We start from the raw sequence: 19,118 nt of genomic DNA on the forward strand, positions 1-19,118 counted from the left end.
CGCTCACGGCGCGGCCAGGGCGGCGGGAATGGCGCTGGCCAGAAAGTCGTAGACCGCGCGGATGCGCGCGCTGCCGCGGATTTCCCGGTGTACGGTGAGCCAGACCGGCAGTGGTGGAATGGACAGCTCGGGCAGCACCGTGCGCACGCGCGCATCGCCGGCGGCGATATAGCGCGCCGCAAAGCCCACGCCCAGGCCGGCGCGGATCGACTGCCACAGCACGATGTCGTCATCGCTGCGCACCGCAAACGCTTCGCGCGTGACCTCCACGCCCATGGCCCGAAAGCCGCGCAGGATCGTATCGTCGTGGTCATAGCCGATCAGGTCAAAGCGCGGCAGGTCCTGCGCCGTGCGCGGCACGCCCTTGCGCCGCAGGTAGTCCTCGTGGGCGCAGGCGCATAGCGCCACCGACGCCACCTTGCGCGCGATCAGCGATGCCTGCACCGGCCGCACCATGCGGATGGCGATATCGGCCTCGCGCCGCAGCAGGTTGCTGACCGCGTTGGACGACACCACTTCGATGGCAAGTTGCGGCTCGCGCAGGCGCAGGTCCGCCAGCAGCGGCGGCAGCAGGTAGCTGGCCACCGCGCGGCTCGCGGAGATGCGCACCGTCCCGGCAATGCCCGCCTGGTCGCGCGTCAGCGTGCGCGCGACCGCGTCCGCGCCCTGCTGCATCACCCGCGCGTGCCCGGCGATGGCGCGCGCGGCCTCTGTCGGCTGCAGGCCATGGCCGGCGCGCTCGAACAGCGGCACGCCGAGCTGCGCCTCCAGCTGCGCCACGTGGCGCCCCAGCGTGGGCTGGCTGCTGGACAGCTGGCGCGCCGCGCCCAGCAGGCTGCCGGCCTCCATCACGGCCAGGAAGGAGCGCATCAGCGCCCAGTCGAATGCTTCGGCCATTTCTTCTATCGCTCCTTGCCTGGCGCGCTATTCAAAAATGAATTCGCGTGTTGCGTATTCATGCAATTGTGGCGCAGCCAAGGATTGCCCACAATGGTCTTCAGGCGATGCTGCAAGGAGAAGGTCATGCTGGAGAACGCGATGCAGGAGAACATGATGCGCGACACCGTATTGATACTCGGCGCCAACGGCCGGCTTGGCCGCACCCTGGTCGATGCCTTTGCCGCGGCCGGCTGGACGGTGCTGGCGCAGGCACGCCGTCCGCTGGCGGGCACGGCGGCGCACAACGTGCGCAGCCTGGCTATCGATGTGGCAGACACCGCGCAACTGCTCGCCGCCGCGCGTGGCGCCAGCGTGGTGGTGAACGCGCTCAACCCGGTCTATACCGAGTGGGAGCAGCACGCCGAAGCGCTGGCGCGCAGTGGCATGGAGGTGGCACAGGCGCTGGACGCCTTGCTGCTCTATCCCGGCAACGTCTACAACTTCGGCGAGTCGATGCCGCCGCTGCTGCGCCCCGAAACCGCCGAGCAGCCCAGCACGCGCAAGGGCGAGATCCGCCGCGCCATCGAGGCCGGCCTGCGCGAGCGTGCGCCCGCGCTGCGCAGCGTGATCCTGCGCGCGGGCGATTTCTTCGGCGGCCCGGGGCGCGGCGCATGGATGGACCTGGCGATCGCCAAGTCGCTCGATCAAGGCAAGGTGGTCTATCCAGGCCCGCGCGACCGCGCGCATGCCTGGGCCTACCTGCCCGACCTGGCGCAGGCCTTCGTTGCGGTGGCACGGCGCCATGCGGATCTGCGCGGCCATGCCGTGCTGCATTTCGCGGGGCATACGCTAACGGGCGATGCACTGGTGAGCGCGCTGGCCGAAGCCAGCGGCATGGCGCACGCACCGCGCGTGGGCGGCATGCCATGGTGGCTGATCCGCGCAGGCGGCGCGGTGGTGCCCATGTGGCGCGAGCTGGCCGAGATGGCTTACTTGTGGAAGGTGCCGCACGCGCTCGATGGCACGGCGCTGGAAGCCCTGGTGGGCGAGCTGCCGCGCACGCCGCTCAAGCAGGCGCTGCGCGCAAGCCTGGGCGAACTGGGTTTGCGGGTGGCAGCCTGAGTGCGGCGCCAGGCCTGGCCAATGATGTCGGATGTCGGCGCGCGTCACTACGCTGCCGGAAAGATGCCGCCACAGCGTTGCGCCCCGGCGGCGCAGCTTAGTCCAGCATCGCCGCCAGCGTCGGCGGCAACCCGCGATTCGGCTTGTGCGGCGGGCGCGCGAAGCTGCCTTCCGCCGCGCCAGTGGGCGCTAGCGCGATCAAGCTCTCGCAATGCCGGATCGCGCTGGACACGCCATCCACCACCGGCACCGGAATCCGGTCCTTGAGCGTACGCGCCAGCCCGGCCAGCGGCGCGCCGGCCACGATGATCACATCCGCGCCATCCTCGCGCACCGCCTTCAGGCTCAGCTCTTCCAGCCGCGCCGCATGATCCTCCTGCACGCTGCCGATATCGCGCAGCGGCTGCTGCAGCGAACGCACGCTGGCCAGCCGCGAGGTCAGCCCATTCGCCGCCACGCACTCGCGGTACCAGGCCTCGATCCGATGCGAAATCGCAATGATGGAAAAACGCTGCCCAAGCAGGCAGGCGCTGGCCAGCGCGGCCTCTGTCATCCCCACCACCGGCACATTGAACAATTCCTTCAATCCCGCCAGCCCGGGATCGCCAAACGCAGCCACCACCAGGCCATCGAACTGCCCCTGATGCTCCGCCGCCACGCAAGCGGTCGCATAGCCGCCCACCAGCGCCTCGAACCGCGTCTCGATATATGCCACGCCGAACTGCGCCGTCGCCATCGTCAAGGCCGTCCCGGGCGAAGCCGTGCGCAAAGCCTCCGCGCGGATCAGCTCGGTAACGCTCTCGGAAATATTGGGATTAACAACAAGAATACGCATGATCACGTCCGAAAAAATGCCCAGCCAACAGGCCCCCAGGGGCCGCCCACCAGGCGATGCGAAGCGAGCCGTAAAGGTTTACCTGGCCGTATGGGGCGCCTCGTCGTCAGGCAAAAAGAGCGGAAAAGAGGGGGCCATGTCTGAGCATCGCCCTAAGGCGATGTGAGTTTGGCCCCCGGCCGCTCTTTTTGGCTGACGACGAGGGGGTGTCGCCCCATCCGGCGCGCCTTCTTTGCCTACTTTCTTGGCAAGACAAGAAAGTAGGTCGCCTCCCCGGAGGGGAGGTGAAACTGCCTTTGACTTTAGGCTTTTGAAGTTGACTTTGAAGATGACTTTGAAGCTAAGCAGTGAAAGTCGAAACCAAAACCACCAAACCTCAAACCAGCGAAGGCGCCCCCGCCGGCAAGAACTTACCCCGCCCCGGCGCCGGCTCCAGATACTTGCCATCCTCCACCAGCAACTCACCCCGCGAGAAGCAATGCACCGGCCACCCGGTCACTTCAATCCCCTCATACGGCGTGTAATCCACCGCATGATGCAAATCGCTATTAGCAATTCGCACCTTCCGCAAAGGATCCCACAAGGCGATATCCGCATCGGCGCCCACGGCAATCGTTCCCTTGCGCGGATACAAGCCATAGAGCCGCGCCGGCCGGTACGCAGTCAGCTCGACAAACTGATGCAACGAAAGCCGGCCTTGCGCGATGCCGTTGAACAGCAGCGGCAAGCGCGTCTCGATGCCGGGCACGCCATTGGGAATGTGGTCAAACGGCTGGGCCGTGCCGCCTAGCTTCTTGCCTTGCGGATCGTCATAGTTGAACGGCGCATGGTCCGAGGAAAACACACTGAACACGCCATTGGTCAGCGCACGCCAGACGGCCGCCTGGTTCTCCGGGTCGCGCGGCGGCGGGCTGCAGACGCACTTGGCGCCTTCATAGCCGTCATCGTCAGGCAAGCCCATATCCTCGGCCGTCAGGTACAGGTACTGCGGGCAGGTCTCGGCCAGGATCGGCAGCCCCCTGCCCTGTGCCCAGCGAATCTGCTCGATCGCCTCCTTGCCGGAAACATGCACGATCAGGATCGGCACGTCGACCAGCTCGGCAAAGGTGATCGCACGGTGCGTGGCTTCACGTTCCACCAGCGCAGGCCGGGCCATGCCGTGGAAACGCGGCGAGATGCGCCCTTCCCCGACCAGTTTTTCAGTGAGCCACGAGATGCAATCCGCGTTCTCGGCATGCACCATCACCAGCGCATCGTTGCGCTTGGCCACGTCGAGCACGTCCAGCATCTCGCGGTCGGATAGCTTCAGGTCGTCGTAGGTCATGTAGACCTTGAACGAGGTGTAGCCCTTGCGAATCAACTCGGGCAATTCATTCTGCAAGACTTCCGGGGTGGGGTCCGCCACGATCAGGTGGAAGCCGTAGTCCGCCACCGCGCGGCCTTCGGCGCGGCGATGGTAGTCCGCCACCGCTGCCTTGAGCGAGCCGCCCTTTTCCTGCGCCGCGAACGGGATCACCGTGGTGGTGCCACCGCACACGGCAGCGCGCGTGCCGGTGAAGAAATCATCCGCCATGCGCATGCCGTCGGGCATGGGCTGGTCCAGGTGGACGTGGCCATCCACGCCGCCCGGCAGCGCCAGCAGGCCGGTGGCATCCATCTCGCGCGCGGCGCGCGGCAGGTCATTGCCCAGCATGGCGATGCGGCCATCGCGCACGCCGATGTCGCAGGTGAAGCGGTCAGAGGCGGTGACCACTTCAGCGTTGCGGATGACAAGATCAAGTTCGGTGTTCATGCGCCCTGCTCCTTCATTCCACTTCGGCAAACAAGCGGCCCCAGCCGCGCAGCGCGCGCGTGTCCACGCCAGCCAGGCGCAGTGATTTCCACACCACGGTGGAGATGGTGTCGTAGACGGGGATGCCGGTCTCGGCTTCCAGCGCCTCCACCAGGTGCGCCGCGCGCAGGTTGGTGCAGAACGTGGTGATGGCGGACGGCTTGTGCTGCGCCACTTCGCGCACCATGCGCCGGATGGTGTCTTCTTCCACCTCGGCGAAGCTGTAGTTCACGTGCAGGTCGAGGTGGCGCTCGGCCGTGCAGCTAAAGCCGTTGCGCTTGTAGTTCTGCACGATGCGTTGCTGCACATCGTCGAGATAGGGCGTGACCAGGCCGAAGTCGCCCGCGCCGGTCTTTTCCAGGATTTCGTTCAACGCCAGCACCGAGGTGGTGGCGGGAATGCCGGTTGCCTCGGTGATCTGACGGCACAGCGCCTGGTCTTTCTCGAAGCCGAGCCAGCCGGAAGAGGTGCCGTTCCATGCGATCACGTCTACGCGCGCGTCGGCCAGCAACTTGGCCGCGCCGATGATCTTGTCGAGGTCGAACTGGCCAAGGGCCTGGTCGCGCAGCGAGATTTCGGTGACGGTGAAGCGCGAGAAATGCGCGCTGACATTGGGCAGGCCGCTCACCATGGCGCTGGTGATGGGTTCCAGCGCGGTATTGGACGACGGCGTGAGCATGCCGAGAAGGGTGCGTTTGGTCATGGGGTAATGCTCTTTAGGAGATGCCGCGCCGCTGCCGGCGTGTGCCGGCGCGGCGCGTGCGACGGGTTGGCTAGCTGTGGAGAACGCGCTGCGCTCAGACCGGCAGCTTCTTCTCGTAGTCGATCGCGGTCGAGGAGATCAGCAGGCCCACGCCGGCCGCGGCAAAGAACATCAGCGCCAGGAAGTACGAGCCGGTGAACTGCACGATCATGCCGACGATGATGGGCACGGTGATGCCGCCGATATTGCCGCCCAGGTTCATGATGCCGCCCAGCACGCCCACCTTGTTGCGGGTGCCGAGGATCGACGGGATGCACCAGTACAGGCCGCACCAGCGCAGGAAGAACAGCGTGGAAGAGAGCAGGGCAACCACCACTACCGGATCCTTCACGTAAGCCACCGAGAAGATCGACACGGTAGCCACCACGGCGGCGATGCCGAACAGGGTGCGCATCACCAGGTTGGGCGCGCCGCCGGCGGCCTTCCACTTGTCGGCGATCCAGCCGCCGATGAGTTCACCGATAAAGCCGGAGAAGAAGATGATGAAGCTGGCGCCGCCCATCTGCTTGATGTCGAAGCCGTGCACCTTGTTCAGGTAGTTGGGCATCCACGTCAGCAGGCCGTAGAAGACGCTGTTGAAGCACATCCAGCCGGTTGCCATGCACCACACGGAGCGGTACTTGAGGAAGTCGAGCGAGCGCCCCGACAGGTTGGCCGGCTCGGCGCGGTGCTCGCTGGCTTGCGCGGCCTCGATATAGCTCGCTTCCAGCTCATTGACGCCGCGGTGCTCGCGCGGCGAGTTGCGCACGTAGTACCACGCCAGCATGCCGGCCAGCACGGTGCCCACGCCAGCCACCACGAACGCCAGGCGCCAGGAACCCAGCGCGGTGATCAGCCAGGTGATGATGATGGCGCCGAGCGCCGCGCCAAGCGGCGCGCCGCCGTCCAGCAGGGTGGCGCCGCGGCCGCGTTCGTTCTGCGTCATCCAGATCGCATTGAGCTTGCCGCCGGCCGGGTAGATCGGCGCCTCGGCCGCGCCCAGCCCGAGCCGGGTCAGCAACAGCGCGCCGGCGCTGGTGCACACGGCCGCCAGGGCCTGGAACGCGCCCCAGAAGACGGTGGCGGTGGCGATCACGATGCGCGGCTTGTACTTGTCCGCCAGCATGCCGCCTGGAATCTGCATGACCGCGTAGGTCCAGAAGAAAGAGCTGAGGATCAGCCCCTGCATGGTGGGACTGAGATCGAACTCCTTGGCGATCAGCGGCATCGCGACCGAGAGCGAGGCCCGGTCGATGTAGTTGATGGCGATGAGGAACAACATCATCAGGAAAATCTTCCAGCGCACGGAGCTCTTCGTCTCCGTTAGCGCTGCAGCCCGGCTTGTCGTTTGCATGACGCTTGTCTCCTTTGGGGGAATGTTAGGCGGTTTGTGTTGTGTGTCGCGCAACTGGAACGGAGTATAGGATACGTAATCTGTAATTACAACTGTCGTAAGTCATTGATTTTATTGTTATGCGAACGCACAATTTTGGGATGTGTTAGCCTTCTTGTGGTGCATGTTCCCCATCTCGGTGATGTCTGTGACTCAAACGCTTCCTAAATCCACCCGCCTGCGCACCCTCGGCATGTCGGCCGAAATCGCCGCGCGGCTGCGCACCATGATCGAGGAGGGCGAGCTGCCCCCCGGCGCGCGCATCGACGAGCGCGCCTTTTGCGAGATGTTCGATGTCTCCAAGACGCCGCTGCGCGAGGCGCTCAAGGTGCTGGTGTCCGAAGGCCTGGTGCTGCATCGGCAGTACATCGGCTACCGCGTGGCGCCGCTCGATCTTGATGAGCTGCGTTCCACCTTCGAGACGCTGCACGGGCTGGAGGCCACCGCCGGCGAACTCGCGGCGGCGCGCCTGTCCGAGGTGGCCATGGCGCGCCTGGAGCGCAAGCACCAGGCCATGCTGGAGGCGCACGCCGCCGGGCGGCGCACCGAGTACTTCCGCACCAACCAGGAAATCCACCAGCTGATCATCGACGGCGCGGCCAACCCCGTGCTGGCCGGCATCTACGCGATGTTGATGAGCAAGGTCCACCGCGCGCGCGGCGCCGCCAATGCGGATATGCTGCGCTGGCAGGAGTCGCACGAGGAGCACGAGGCCATCATGGCCGCGCTGCGCGAACCGGGCCGGCCGCGGCTGGCGCAGGTGCTGCGCCAGCATTCCGAGAACACTGCAAAAGAAGTCCTGACCGTGGTCGCGCGGACCCTTTCCGAGCCCGCCGGCCACATCGCCACCGAAGCCAAGGGGAAACGATGAAACTAGTACGTGTGGGTAAGCCGGGCGCGGAACGCCCGGGTCTGATCGATGCCGAAGGCCGCGTGCGCGACCTGTCCGGCGTGCTGGACGGCCTCGGGCCGCAGGCGCTGTCGGCCGAAGCGCTGGCGCGCCTGGCCAAGCTGGACCCGGCCATGCTGCCGGTGGTGCAGGCCGAGCGCTTCGGCGTGCCCTGGACCGGCATCGGCAAGATCGTGGCCATCGGCCTGAACTACGCCGACCACGCCGCCGAGGCGGGCATGGCGCTGCCGGCCGAGCCCATCGTCTTCCTGAAGGCCAACAGCTCGCTCAACGGGCCCAACGACCCGGTGATGCTGCCGCGCGGCTCCGAGAAGACCGACTGGGAAGTGGAGCTCGGCGTGGTGATCGGCAAAGTGGCGCGCGACGTCCCGCTCGCCGATGCGCTCTCGCACGTGGCCGGCTACTGTGTGGTGAACGACGTCTCCGAGCGCGAATTCCAGATCGAGCGCGGCGGCACCTGGGACAAGGGCAAGGGTTGCGACACCTTCTGCCCGGTCGGCCCCTGGCTGGTCACGCGCGACGAAGTGCCCGACCCGCAGGCGCTGGGCCTGTGGCTGGATGTCAACGGCCAGCGCGTGCAGAAGGGCAGCACCGCCACCATGGTGTTCGACGTGGCCACGCTGGTGAGCTACGTCAGCCGCTTCATGACGCTGCACCCCGGCGACCTGATCTGCACCGGCACGCCACCGGGCGTGGGCATGGGCTTCAAGCCGCCGCGCTTTCTCAAGGCGGGCGACACCATGCGCCTGGGCATCGACGGCCTGGGCGAGCAGGGCCAGATGGTGGTGGCGTACGCGTAACGGCGGGCAAAGCCACGCGCCATGACGACGGCTGAGCAAACCAGCAGCCGTGGACGAAGCCGCTGAACAGGCCAAAACCGCGCGCCGTGACGACGGCTGTCTCTCCCTCTCCCCTCAGGGGGAGAGGGCCGGGGAGAGGGGTGGCTTAGCTAGGAGCCACTGGAAGCGAAGCCCGTGGTGTTGTCCAGCATGACAACGCGGAGCCAGCGTCGTGCCTGGCCCTGCTTGTGTCGTTAGCTGCGTCGCAAATCGTGTCGCCTGTACCGCTATCGACACCTGCCCCCACGCCCGCAGATCATCCCCATGATCCCAGCGAACGCGAGAACGTTCCCCGTTCGCAACAGTTGTTACCCTGATTTCGCTACAAAGGGTTAAACCGTTTGCGCTCTGTGCCCAGCGTGAAATACTGTTTTCTATACGCCCCCGCCTCGTAAAGGGGCCTCGAAGAAAACGAGTACTGCCATGTCAGAACACGCCCCCGAACTGATCGAGTCACTTCTTGCCGACTCGCACGCGGCCCGACCCGCCGCCTCCGCTTCCCGCGCTTCCCCCGCTTCACGATTCTGTGAACTGGCCGACACCGTCGACAGCCGCGCCGAGCTGGAAGCCATCCGCCACAGTATCCACCAGCACCCCGAGCTCGCCTTCGACGAAGTGCGCACCGCCGAACTGGTCGCCACCCTGCTCGAAGGCTGGGGCTACGCGGTGACGCGCAGCATTGGCGGCACTGGCGTGGTCGGCACGCTGCGCCAGGGCGACGGTCCGCGCAGCATCGGCGTGCGCGCCGACATGGATGCGCTGCCCATTCACGAGCGCACCGGCCTGGCGTACGCCAGCATCCACGCCGGCAAGATGCACGCCTGCGGCCACGACGGCCACACCACCGTGCTGCTCGGCGCGGCGCGCCAGCTGGCCCGCACACGCAACTTCAACGGCACCGTCAACCTGATCTTCCAGCCGGCCGAGGAAATCGGCGCCGGCGGCGGCGCGGAGCGCATGCTCGCCGACGGCCTGTTCGAGCGCTTTCCCTGCGACGCGATCTTCGGGCTGCACAACCATCCCGGCGTGGAAGCCGGCACCTTCATGTTCCGCGCCGGCCCCTTCATGGCGGCCTGCGATACGGTCGCCATCACCATCCGCGGCAAGGGCGGCCACGCGGCCCGCCCGCACCAGTCGATCGACCCGATCCTGGTCGCCGGCAGCCTGGTGATGGCGCTGCAGAGCATCGTGTCGCGCAATATCGACCCGAACGAAACCGCCGTGGTCACCATTGGCACGTTGCATGCAGGGCATGCGCCCAACGTGATCCCCGAGAGCGCCAAGCTGGAGTTGAGCGTGCGCTCGTTCAGCCCCGATGTGCGGCGCACGCTGGAGGATCGTATCCGGCGGCTGGTGACCTCACATGTGGAGGGCTATGGCGCTACGGTGGAGATTGATTACATCCGGGGCTATCCGGTACTGATCAACAGTGAGCGCGAGACCGAGTTCGCCCGCCAGGTGGCTGAGGAACTGGTGGGGCCCGACAAGGTGGTGGCGAATTTCCCGCTGATCGCCGGAAGCGAGGATTTTGCCTACTTCCTGCAGCAACGGCCGGGGTGTTTTGTGCGGATGGGGAACGGGGCGGGGCAGCCTTTGCTGCATAACGCTGGGTATGATTTTAATGATGAGAATTTGACGGTTGGGGCGGCTTATTGGGCTAGGTTGGTGGAGAGGTATTTGGAGGTTTGAAAGGGGGGGCGGGGGGAGACCAGTTGGCTTTTGCTGTATTGGCTGTGTTCTTTGATCGGCGTTGGTTTTTGGACCCAAGGGCCATACGACATCGCCCTGTGGGGTTGGTCGCTGTTTTTTTGAGCGGCGTTGGCCTTTGGACCCAAGAGCCATACGACATCCCCCTGCGGGGGCTGCCGGTCACTCTTCTTTGCGTCGGCAAAGAAGACTAACGAGAAGAAAGCCGACCCTGCCGGGCGCAGAGCAATAAGGCTCTCGAATATCGGTGGTTGCGTCGTACGGCCCGGAGTGTTGGCTGGCGAATCCTACCGGCCCAGAGGACATCGTTTCTGCATGACCCATGGGTTACGTCGTGCGGCCCCTGACCTCGTGCGCGGTGACCGTTCCCACATCTGCCGTTCGCGGCGCGGAGGGCTGCGCCATTTCAGGCGTGACTGGTTTCGTGGTTTTGTCTCGGAGGACGAGCGCGGTGAGGTGCGAGCACGGCCCCGCGAACCGGGCCACGGTGCCCACCACGAAACCAGAGGAGTTGATAGCAAGGTGCCGCTCGCGCCAGTACGGCAGGGCATCAAATGGCCGGGCGGCCACCGTCAGAGACAAAACCACGAAACCACCAAGTCAGGCAGGATCGTGGTGCTACGCACCGCGAACGGCAGATGCCCGAACGCTCACCGAGCAAAGCGATGAGGGGCACCACCACGTGACCATTGGGTCATGCCATAGCGATGCCCTTCGGGCCGGCAGGATAGGCCAGCCAACACTCCGGGCCGTACGACGCAACCACCGAGGCAAAAACAGCCTTATTGCTCTGCCCCCGGCAGGGCGGCTTTCTTTTCGTTAGTTTTCTTTGCCGGTCAAAGAAAAGTGACCGGCAGCCCCCGCAGGGGGATGTCGTATGGCCCTTGGGTCCAAAAACCAACACCGAAAAAATCAAAGCCCAACCACAAAACAAGAGCCAACGGTTCTGCCCTTGGGTCCAAAAACCATCATCGATCCCAAAAGCCAAAAGCGCCCAACGCCTAAAAAGCCCCAGCCCGCCCCCAAAAACTTACCGAAAAAACCCACTCGGCGGCACCCCAAACTGCCTCCTAAACATAGTAGAAAACGCACTAGGACTCTCATATCCCAGATCCAACGCCACATCCACCACCTTAGCCCCGGCGGCCAGCCCCTCCAACGCCGACAGCAACCGAGCCTGCTGCCGCCACTGCCCAAACGTCATCCCGGTCTCCCGAGCAAAGCGCCGCTGAATGGTCTTGGGATCCACCCCCAGCCGCGCCCCCCATTGCGCCAAAGTCAGCGCTGTATCGGGCGCTCCCACAATCGCATCGCAGATCTCCCGCAATCCGGCATCGGCAGGACGGGGCAAGTGCAACGGCAAGGTCGGCACCAGCATGACTTCATCCAGCAATAACCGCATCAGCCGCCCGTCCCGGGACTCTTCCGCGTAGGGCGAAGGGATATCGATCGCGGCGAGGATCAGTTCGCGCAGCAGTGGCGTGATGCCCAGCACGGTGCAGCGGGTGGGCAGGTTGGCGGCGGCGTCCGGGCGGATATAGGCGGTGCGCATGCGCACGTGTCCGACCATGCGGATCCAGTGCACCATGCCCCCAGGCATCCACATGCCGCGCGTCGGGGGCACGATCCATTGCCCTTCGGCGGTGGCGACCACCATGACGCCATGCACCGCGTGCACCAGTTGCGCATTGGGATGCTGGTGCGGCTTGGTAACGTGGCCGGGCACATAGTCGGCGGCCATGGCCGTGACCGGCATGGCGCTGCGGTCGTACTGCAGGTAGGCGGGCGATTTGGCGTAGCTGTCGGCGCGGTGGATGGCGGGCGGGGAGGCGCGTGTTGTGGGCGCGGTGCTTTCGGCGCTGCGCTGTGCGATCGGGCGGGGGAGGCGGGGCATGTCCTTTTCTCCAAGGTTCTGGCCCTATTCTCGCAGGACAGGCGGGATCGTGCCATTTAGGATGAGCGCCAGGATTCCTTCATCGCCTTTTCAGCCCCCCGTTTCCATCATGAGCAGCCGTATCGAAACCGCGCCCGGCGGCGCGAATGCCTCGCCACAAGGCCTGGCCCAGACTCCCACTACCGCGCAGGCCACCGAGCGGACCGGCTTCCGGGTGCTGGGGGCGATCAGTTTTTCGCACTTCCTCAACGACATGATCCAGTCGCTGATCCTGGCCATCTATCCGATGCTCAAGGGCGGCTTCAACCTCAGCTTTACCCAGATCGGGCTGCTGACCCTGACGTACCAGATCACCGCTTCGCTGCTGCAGCCGGTGGTGGGCCTGTACACCGACAAGCATCCCAAGCCGCAGTCGCTGTCGATCGGCATGGGGTTCACGTTGTGCGGCTTGCTCATGCTGTCGGTGGCGCCTACCTATGGCGTGCTGCTGGTGGCCGCCGCGCTGGTGGGCACCGGATCGTCGATCTTCCACCCGGAGTCGTCGCGCGTGGCGCGCATGGCGTCGGGCGGGCAGCACGGGCTGGCGCAGTCGATCTTCCAGGTTGGCGGCAACGCGGGCAGCGCGACCGGGCCGCTGCTGGCGGCGTGGATCGTGCATCAGCAGAGCAGCGTGGCGTGGTTCTCGCTGGCGGCGCTGCTGGCGATTGCCGTGCTGTGGCAGATTGGCGGCTGGTATGGCCGTGAACTGGCGCACACCACGCGCAAGCGCAAGGCTGTCGCCGCTGCTGCGCCGCTGCCGCGCAGCACCGTGGTGCGGGCCATGGTGGTGCTGATGGCGCTGGTGTTCTCCAAGTATTTCTACATGGCGAGCCTGAACACGTATTACACCTTCTACCTGATGGAGCGCTTTGGCTTGTCGCAGCAGAGCTCACAGCTCTACCTGTTCGTGTTCCTGTTCGCGGTGGCGGCCGGCACCATCCTGGGTGGCCCGATCGGCGACCGCATCGGCCGCAAGCGTGTGATCTGGGCGTCGATCCTGGGCGTGGCGCCGTTCACGCTGATGCTGCCGCATGCCAACCTGTTCTGGACCGGCGTGCTGTCGTTCATCATCGGCTTTATCCTGGCCTCGGCGTTCTCGGCCATCCTGGTGTTCGCGCAGGAGCTGATTCCGGGCAAGGTGGGCATGGTGTCGGGCTTGTTCTTCGGCTTTGCGTTCGGCATGGGCGGCATCGGCGCCGCGGTGCTGGGCAAGCTGGCCGATGCGCACGGCATCCAATCGGTCTACCAGCTATGCGCGTTCTTGCCGTTGCTGGGGCTGCTGGCCATTTTCCTGCCAGACCTGGGCGGGCGAAAAAAGCTGCCCTGAGCCTGCGCGCAGCGGCTCGCGACGATATCGGTGTTCAATGCCATGCACCGTCGCGGTGCTCACGCGCACATTGCAGCAACCCCACGCGGTGCCTGGCGTACCTGCGGGGCTGCCCTATCAGCGCCCGGTCTTGTCCTGCGACACGTCCATGATCATGCGTGTGAGCAGGTACAGGCGCGGCGTGACCGAGTTGAGGTCGACGTATTCCGCGTCGTTGGAGTGCGCGCCAAAGCCGCGCAGGCCGAAGCGCTCGATCACGGGCGCCTTGGTGGCGGCCGCGGCGAAGGCCGCATCGGTGCCGCCGCCTTCGGCTGTGTCGTACACGGCCAGCTTCTCGCCGATCTCCGCATACACGCCTTGCGCATGCGCGGCCAGCTTGCGCGCAGCGTCGGTGACTTCCAGCGGCGGCCGGCGACGTTCGAATTTGACCTCGACCTTGGTATCGGGAATCAGCTGCTTCTTCACGCGCTCTTGCAGCGTGCGCTCCAGGTTGTCGTAGTCGGCGGTGCGCAGCACGCGCACGTCGGCCTGGGCCGTGGCGGTGGCCGGGATCACGTTGCGGTTGGTGCCGGCCGAGGAGATCGTCCAGTTCACCTTGAGTCCGGTCTCGTGGTTGGACAGGTCGCGCATCTGCAGGATCTGGTGCGATAGTTCATACAGCGCGTTGCGGCCGTTCTCGGGCGAGCTGCCGGCGTGCGAGGCCTTGCCATGCACGGTCAGCGAGATGGCGCCGATGCCGCTGGTGGCTAGCGACAGGCGGTCGCCGGTCACGCGCGTGGCTTCGCAGGAGAACACCGCGTCTTGCTGGCTGCCCATCTTGGTCAGCATGGCGCGCGCGCCCGGCGAGCTGATTTCCTCATCGCCGTTGATCAGCACGGTCAGCGTGCCGTAGTCCTTGAAGCCCATCTTCTGCAGGATGGCCACCGTATGCAGGATCACCGCCACGCCGTTCTTGTCGTCGGCGATGCCCAGGCCGTAGGCGCGCTCACCGTCGATGCGGAACGGCTGCTGCGCCAGCATGCCGCGCAGGTAGACCGTATCCATATGGCCGATCAGCATGATGTTGCGCTTGCCTGTGCCCTTGAACTGCGCCATCACCATCTTGCCCACTTGCTTGGGCGTGTCTTCCATGCGGTAGACCTCGGTGGGCTCGATCAGCTGCGCGTCGCCGCCCATCGCGGCCAGGCGGTCGCGGATCAGCGTGGCGATGCGGTCCAGCCCTTCGATGTCCTTGCTGCCGGACTCGATCGAGACCAGGTCCTTGAGGGTGGCGATCAGCGCCGGCTTTTCTTGCTGGGACAGCTGGTAGGCGGGCTCCATCGGCGCCGCTTGCGCGGCAGCGGCGCAGAGCAGGGCGGCGAGCGCGGCCGCCGTCTTCAAGGACGCACGGTGGCGGTGGGCAAGCGCGCTGGCGCGCGGGCTAAGGTTCAAGCGCATGTGGGGGGCTCCGTGATGCAGTGAGGAAAAAGGCAGTGGGGGGGAAACAGATAAAAGGCAGGACGGACCGCAGGGTTCGTGCCAGGCGTGGCGCATGCGTTGCTGCGATGCGCCTGCCTGCCGCGTCATTCGCCGGCCGCTTCGAAGCCCTGCAGCCAGCGCCGCAACAGGCTTGCCAGCTGCTTGCGCTCGGTGGCCGAGAGCCGCTCCAGCAAGCGATGCTCATTGGCCACGTGCACTTCCAGCGCGTGGTCGATGCGCACGCGGCCCGGCTGGGTCAGCTCGATCAGCAGCCCGCGCCGGTCATCCGGGTTGGGGCTGCGGCGCACCAGTCCGGCGCGCTCCAGATGGTCGATCCGGTTGGTCATGGTGCCCGAGGTGATCATCAGCGAATCGATCAGCGCGCCCGGCGACAGCGCATAAGGCGGGCCGGAGCGGCGCAGCGTGGCCAGCACGTCGAACTCCCAGGTATTCAGGCCGGTCGGCGCCAGCGCGGACTCCACCGCGCGATCGGTGTGGCGCGCCAGGCGCCAGACCCGGCCGATGATGCCCATCGGCGCGGCGTCCAGGTCCGGGCGTTCGCGCGCCCACTGGGCCAGGATATGGTCGACGCGATCGCCCCCGTCCCCGCCTTCGGGTGCCTCGTCGTTGCCGGCTTTCGGGGAGGGCGCCGTCGCGCTGCTTGCCTTGGGTTTGCCGCGGGTGGCCATGGTGGGCTGCTGTTGATCCTGGATGACGAGAATCTTGACATCAAGGCTTTCAGTTCGTAAAGTGGATTTTATATCTTGATATCAAGAATATTGGCATGAAGAAAAATGGAGCCATGACGACATGAAGCCCGACCCCCAGCCCGCCTCGCCAACGCTGCTCGCAGCGCGCCCATCCTCGCCGTCTTCCACGCCTGCCCCGCAGGTTCAGGTACGCACGGCAGATGTCCTGCTGACCGCTTCGGCGCCCCTGATCTGGGGCAGCACCTACCTGGTCACCAGCCAGTGGCTGCCGCCGGGACAGCCGCTGCTGTCCGGCGTGATCCGCGCGCTGCCGGCCGGCCTGGCGATGCTGGCGTGGGGCCGGCAACTGCCGCGCGGCGGCTGGTGGTGGAAGGCCGCGGTGCTGGGCGTGCTCAATATTGGCCTGTTCCAGGCCATGCTGTTTATCGCCGCCTACCGGCTGCCAGGCGGCGTGGCTGCCACCGTGGGCGCGATCCAGCCGTTGCTGGTGGTGCTGCTGGCGTGGCTGCTGCTGGGCGCGCGGCCGCATCTGGCTACGTGGCTGGCCGGGCTGGGCGGCATCGGTGGCGTGGCCTTGCTGGTGCTGGGGCCCGCCGCGCGGCTGGACGCCGTGGGCGTGGCGGCCGCGGCGGCCGGCGCGGTGTCGATGGCGCTGGGCACGGTGCTCGCCAAACGCTGGCGAGCGCCGGTCTCGCCGCTGGTGCTCACCGCGTGGCAGCTCACCGCGGGTGCCTTGTTCCTGCTGCCCTTCGCGCTGGCCTTCGAGACGCTGCCGGCGCGGCTGACGCTGCCCAACGTGCTTGGCTACCTGTGGCTGTGCGTGGCCGGTGCCGGCGTGAGCTATGCGTTCTGGTTCCGTGGCATCGGCCGCTTACCCACCGCTGCGGTGTCCGCGCTGGGCTTGCTCAGCCCCGTTAGCGCAACCGTGCTGGGCTTCCTGGTGCTCGGCCAGATCCTGAGCCCGGCGCAGATGGCCGGCGCACTGCTGGTGCTGGCCAGCGTGTGGCTTGGGCAGCGCGCGCCGAAGGCGGCACAGGCCGCTGCCGGAGGCTCCGGAGCATCAGATAAGGCGCATCCGCCGTTGGCGCCGCGGCAAGGGTGAAACGCAAGGGTGAACGACTAGGGTGAATGGCGCACCGTTTTTGCGGCATGATGGCGGGCATGACGTCCGCCGTACCTTCCCCCACCCCCACCCGGCCCGCTTGCGATCACTGTCTGGCGCTAGCGGCGGATTCCCGCCGGCGCGAGCCGCATGAGCGGCTTGCGCTCAAGCACACCGCGCCGCTGGTCAGCCAGAGCGCCGCTGGCGTGCCGTTCAGCATGCTCACGTTCACGTGCCGCGAGTGCGGCACCGTATGGCGGCTCTATGACCGCGCCAACGAGCTCTTTGTCTCGTGGGTGCCGGACCGTGCGCTGGGCCGCGGCGCCGATCGGATAAAATAGCGCCTGTTTCCTGCCTGCGTGCTGACGGTCCAGCGCCCGGTTCCGGGCCGCCCGGCGGCGCCAGCACGGCCAGTTCCGTTGTTCTGTTGTTCTGTTGTTCTGTCGCTCCGTTGTTTCGTCTTCCAACCGTTGTCCTCGTCGTCCCCCGCCATGTCTGCTTCCCACCGAATTCCCCTGCTGGCTGCTGCTTCCGTGTTTGCGGCCCTGACGTGCACGCTCGCCAGCGCTGCTGACGCCGCTGGCACGGCTGGTGCGTATCCCGCGCGCCCGATCCGGCTGATCGTGGCCTATCCCACCGGCGGCATCAGCGATACCGTGGCGCGCGCGCTCGGCGAGCGCCTGTCGGCCCAGATGGGCGCCTCGGTGGTGGTGGAAAACAAGGCGGGCGCGGGTGGCAGCATCGGCATCGACGCCGTGGCCAAGGCCGCGCCGGACGGCTACACGCTGGGCTTTGCCTCGACCAGCCCGCTCACGCTCAACCCGCACGTAGGCCGCGTCAACTACGATCCGCAGCGCGACATCGCGCCGGTCATGAGCGTGATGTACTCGCCGGTGCTGGTGATCGCCACGTCGAGCTTCGGCGGCAAGTCGTTCCAGGATCTGCTGGCGCAAGCCAAGGCCAAGCCCGGTTCGGTGCGCTGGGCCACGTCGGGCCTGGGCACGGTGGGCCATGTCATGCTGGAACAGGTCAAGTCGAAGGCCAAGGCCGACCTGACCCTGATCCCTTACAAGGGCGCGGGCCAGCAGATGAACGACGCCCTCGGCGGCCAGTTCGAGGTGATGAGCACCAACGCCAGCCCCATGCTGACCCAGCACATGCAAGCTGGCCGGCTGCGCGCGCTGGCAGTGGGCGCACCCAAGCGCATCGAGTCGCTGCCCAATGTGCCGACCTTTGCCGAGCTGGGCTACCCCAAGGCCAACCTCACTTCCACCTTCGGCATCTTCGCGCCCGCGCACACGCCCGTGGCCATCATCACCAAGCTGAATGCCGAACTGAACAAGGCCCTGCAAGAGCCCGAGGTGCGCGAGCGCCTGCTCAAGGGCGGCGAAGTCCCCACCGGCGGTACCGCCGCGCAGTTCGCCAAGGCCATCCATGCGGAATACGACGACAACGCCCGCATCGTGAAGGAAGCGGGCATCAAGGCGGACTGACGGGGCAGGGCGGGCGACAGCACGGGCGATTGGCCGGGCAGCCGCATCACGGCCGCTCGATCAGGTCCAGTCGGCAGCCGGTGGCATACACCGCCGACAGGCGCACGCCATTGCGCGGCTCCAGCGCCAGCTTGGTGCGCACGCGCGACAGGTGGCTGTCCACCGTGCGCGATGCCGGCGGCATGCTGCGGCGCCAGACCGATTCCTCGATGGTCTGGCGCAGCAACAACTGGCCGGCATGGCGAAACAGCAAGACCGCCAGCTCGTACTCCTTGGGCGCCAGCTTGACCAGGCGGCCGTTGACGAAAGCGCGCCGCTCGGCCAGCACAAAGCGGTACGCACCCAGCTCAAGATCGCCGCAGGCCTGCGCTACCGGCGCCATGCGCCGCAGCAGCGCGTCGACGCGCGCGGCCAGCTCGGCGTGGCGCACCGGCGGCGGCAGGAAGGCATCCGCGCCATGGGCGAAGCACCGGGCGATATGGTCGTCGTCGTTGTGCTGGCTCAGCAGCATCACCGGCAACGCATCGCCTAGGGTACGGCGTATCCACAGCAAGACGTCGCGCGCCGGGATGCCGGGCACCTCCCAGGCCATCAGCAGCAGCGCGTATGGCTCGTTGCGCAGCGCCTGCATCAGCGCGCCCCCTTCGCGAAAGCGCACCGCCTCATGGCCGCTGAGCCTGAGCGTCTGCTCCAGCAGGACGGCTCGTGCCGGGTTGTCCTCCAGTACTGCGACTCGCATAACCTCTCTCCTCGTGCGCGGCATTGCCAGGGCATCTTAGCGTCGCGGCCCGCGCGGCGGATCGTTAATCGAGGCTGCCGCCGCAGATTGCGAAATTT

The 19,118-nt window shown here is 66.4% G+C and carries 17 protein-coding genes; 8 read left to right on the plus strand and 9 right to left on the minus strand.

The window, feature by feature from the left end:
• Nucleotides 1–3: 3 nt before the first annotated feature.
• Entirely contained in the window at nt 4–897 is an 894-nt protein-coding gene (locus tag ACX12D_RS00510) for a LysR family transcriptional regulator (protein WP_459372504.1), read from the minus strand.
• 126 nt (nt 898–1,023) lie between these two features.
• Between ACX12D_RS00510 and ACX12D_RS00515 the strand changes: the two genes are divergently transcribed.
• Nucleotides 1,024–2,001, plus strand: coding sequence for an NmrA family NAD(P)-binding protein (locus ACX12D_RS00515; protein WP_459372505.1), 978 nt, complete (start codon nt 1,024–1,026; stop codon nt 1,999–2,001).
• 97 nt (nt 2,002–2,098) lie between these two features.
• Here the strand turns inward: ACX12D_RS00515 and ACX12D_RS00520 are convergent, their stop codons facing one another.
• The 4 genes from ACX12D_RS00520 to ACX12D_RS00535 form a co-directional block, all read right to left on the minus strand.
• A complete protein-coding gene (locus ACX12D_RS00520) occupies nt 2,099–2,836 on the minus strand; it encodes an aspartate/glutamate racemase family protein (protein WP_459372507.1) in 738 nt (245 codons plus the stop codon).
• Between the two features lie 376 nt (nt 2,837–3,212).
• A complete protein-coding gene (gene hydA, locus ACX12D_RS00525; RefSeq protein WP_459372508.1) occupies nt 3,213–4,628 on the minus strand; it encodes a dihydropyrimidinase in 1,416 nt (471 codons plus the stop codon).
• Between the two features lie 13 nt (nt 4,629–4,641).
• Nucleotides 4,642–5,370, minus strand: coding sequence for a maleate cis-trans isomerase family protein (locus ACX12D_RS00530; RefSeq protein ID WP_459372509.1), 729 nt, complete (start codon nt 5,368–5,370; stop codon nt 4,642–4,644).
• Nucleotides 5,371–5,464: 94 nt separating this feature from the next.
• A complete protein-coding gene (locus tag ACX12D_RS00535; RefSeq protein WP_183035833.1) occupies nt 5,465–6,763 on the minus strand; it encodes an MFS transporter in 1,299 nt (432 codons plus the stop codon).
• A gap of 181 nt (nt 6,764–6,944) precedes the next feature.
• Here ACX12D_RS00535 and ACX12D_RS00540 point away from each other — a divergent pair, with 181 nt between their 5' ends.
• The 3 genes from ACX12D_RS00540 (at nt 6,945) to ACX12D_RS00550 (ending at nt 10,240) form a co-directional block, all read left to right on the plus strand.
• On the plus strand, nt 6,945–7,673 hold the full coding sequence (locus ACX12D_RS00540) for a GntR family transcriptional regulator (RefSeq protein ID WP_082054960.1): 729 nt from the start codon (nt 6,945–6,947) through the stop codon (nt 7,671–7,673).
• The gene (locus ACX12D_RS00545; RefSeq protein WP_459372510.1) at nt 7,670–8,512 is read left to right on the plus strand and encodes a fumarylacetoacetate hydrolase family protein; all 843 of its coding nucleotides are present in this window, start codon (nt 7,670–7,672) and stop codon (nt 8,510–8,512) included. The genes ACX12D_RS00540 and ACX12D_RS00545 overlap by 4 nt, the downstream gene beginning before the upstream one ends.
• A gap of 462 nt (nt 8,513–8,974) precedes the next feature.
• Nucleotides 8,975–10,240: a M20 aminoacylase family protein gene (locus ACX12D_RS00550; protein WP_459372511.1), complete on the plus strand. Its 1,266-nt coding sequence runs from the start codon at nt 8,975–8,977 to the stop codon at nt 10,238–10,240.
• A gap of 1,048 nt (nt 10,241–11,288) precedes the next feature.
• On the opposite strand, the gene ACX12D_RS00555 is transcribed toward ACX12D_RS00550, so the two are convergent.
• Complete coding sequence (locus ACX12D_RS00555; protein ID WP_459372512.1) at nt 11,289–12,152, minus strand: AraC family transcriptional regulator; 864 nt, start codon at nt 12,150–12,152, stop codon at nt 11,289–11,291.
• A 109-nt stretch (nt 12,153–12,261) separates the two neighbouring features.
• Between ACX12D_RS00555 and ACX12D_RS00560 the strand changes: the two genes are divergently transcribed.
• A complete protein-coding gene (locus ACX12D_RS00560; protein WP_459372513.1) occupies nt 12,262–13,518 on the plus strand; it encodes an MFS transporter in 1,257 nt (418 codons plus the stop codon).
• Nucleotides 13,519–13,635: 117 nt separating this feature from the next.
• On the opposite strand, the gene ACX12D_RS00565 is transcribed toward ACX12D_RS00560, so the two are convergent.
• Nucleotides 13,636–14,955 carry a M20/M25/M40 family metallo-hydrolase gene (locus ACX12D_RS00565; RefSeq protein ID WP_459372515.1) on the minus strand — a complete coding sequence of 440 codons (1,320 nt, stop codon included), beginning with the start codon at nt 14,953–14,955 and terminating at the stop codon, nt 13,636–13,638.
• A gap of 125 nt (nt 14,956–15,080) precedes the next feature.
• Nucleotides 15,081–15,665 carry a MarR family winged helix-turn-helix transcriptional regulator gene (locus ACX12D_RS00570; RefSeq protein ID WP_459372516.1) on the minus strand — a complete coding sequence of 195 codons (585 nt, stop codon included), beginning with the start codon at nt 15,663–15,665 and terminating at the stop codon, nt 15,081–15,083.
• Between the two features lie 121 nt (nt 15,666–15,786).
• Between ACX12D_RS00570 and ACX12D_RS00575 the strand changes: the two genes are divergently transcribed.
• The 3 genes from ACX12D_RS00575 to ACX12D_RS00585 all read left to right on the plus strand — a co-directional run bounded on the left by ACX12D_RS00575 (nt 15,787) and on the right by ACX12D_RS00585 (nt 18,281).
• Nucleotides 15,787–16,788 (plus strand): EamA family transporter, encoded by a 1,002-nt coding sequence (locus ACX12D_RS00575; RefSeq protein WP_459372517.1) that lies wholly within the window; start codon nt 15,787–15,789, stop codon nt 16,786–16,788.
• A 50-nt stretch (nt 16,789–16,838) separates the two neighbouring features.
• Nucleotides 16,839–17,129: a hypothetical protein gene (locus tag ACX12D_RS00580; protein WP_459373891.1), complete on the plus strand. Its 291-nt coding sequence runs from the start codon at nt 16,839–16,841 to the stop codon at nt 17,127–17,129.
• Nucleotides 17,130–17,279: 150 nt separating this feature from the next.
• A complete protein-coding gene (locus ACX12D_RS00585) occupies nt 17,280–18,281 on the plus strand; it encodes a Bug family tripartite tricarboxylate transporter substrate binding protein (RefSeq protein ID WP_459372518.1) in 1,002 nt (333 codons plus the stop codon).
• Between the two features lie 46 nt (nt 18,282–18,327).
• On the opposite strand, the gene ACX12D_RS00590 is transcribed toward ACX12D_RS00585, so the two are convergent.
• Nucleotides 18,328–19,020, minus strand: coding sequence for a response regulator transcription factor (locus ACX12D_RS00590; protein ID WP_459372520.1), 693 nt, complete (start codon nt 19,018–19,020; stop codon nt 18,328–18,330).
• Between the last annotated feature and the right edge of the window lie 98 nt (nt 19,021–19,118).

The sequence above is a fragment of the Cupriavidus sp. PET2-C1 genome (assembly GCF_054515855.1).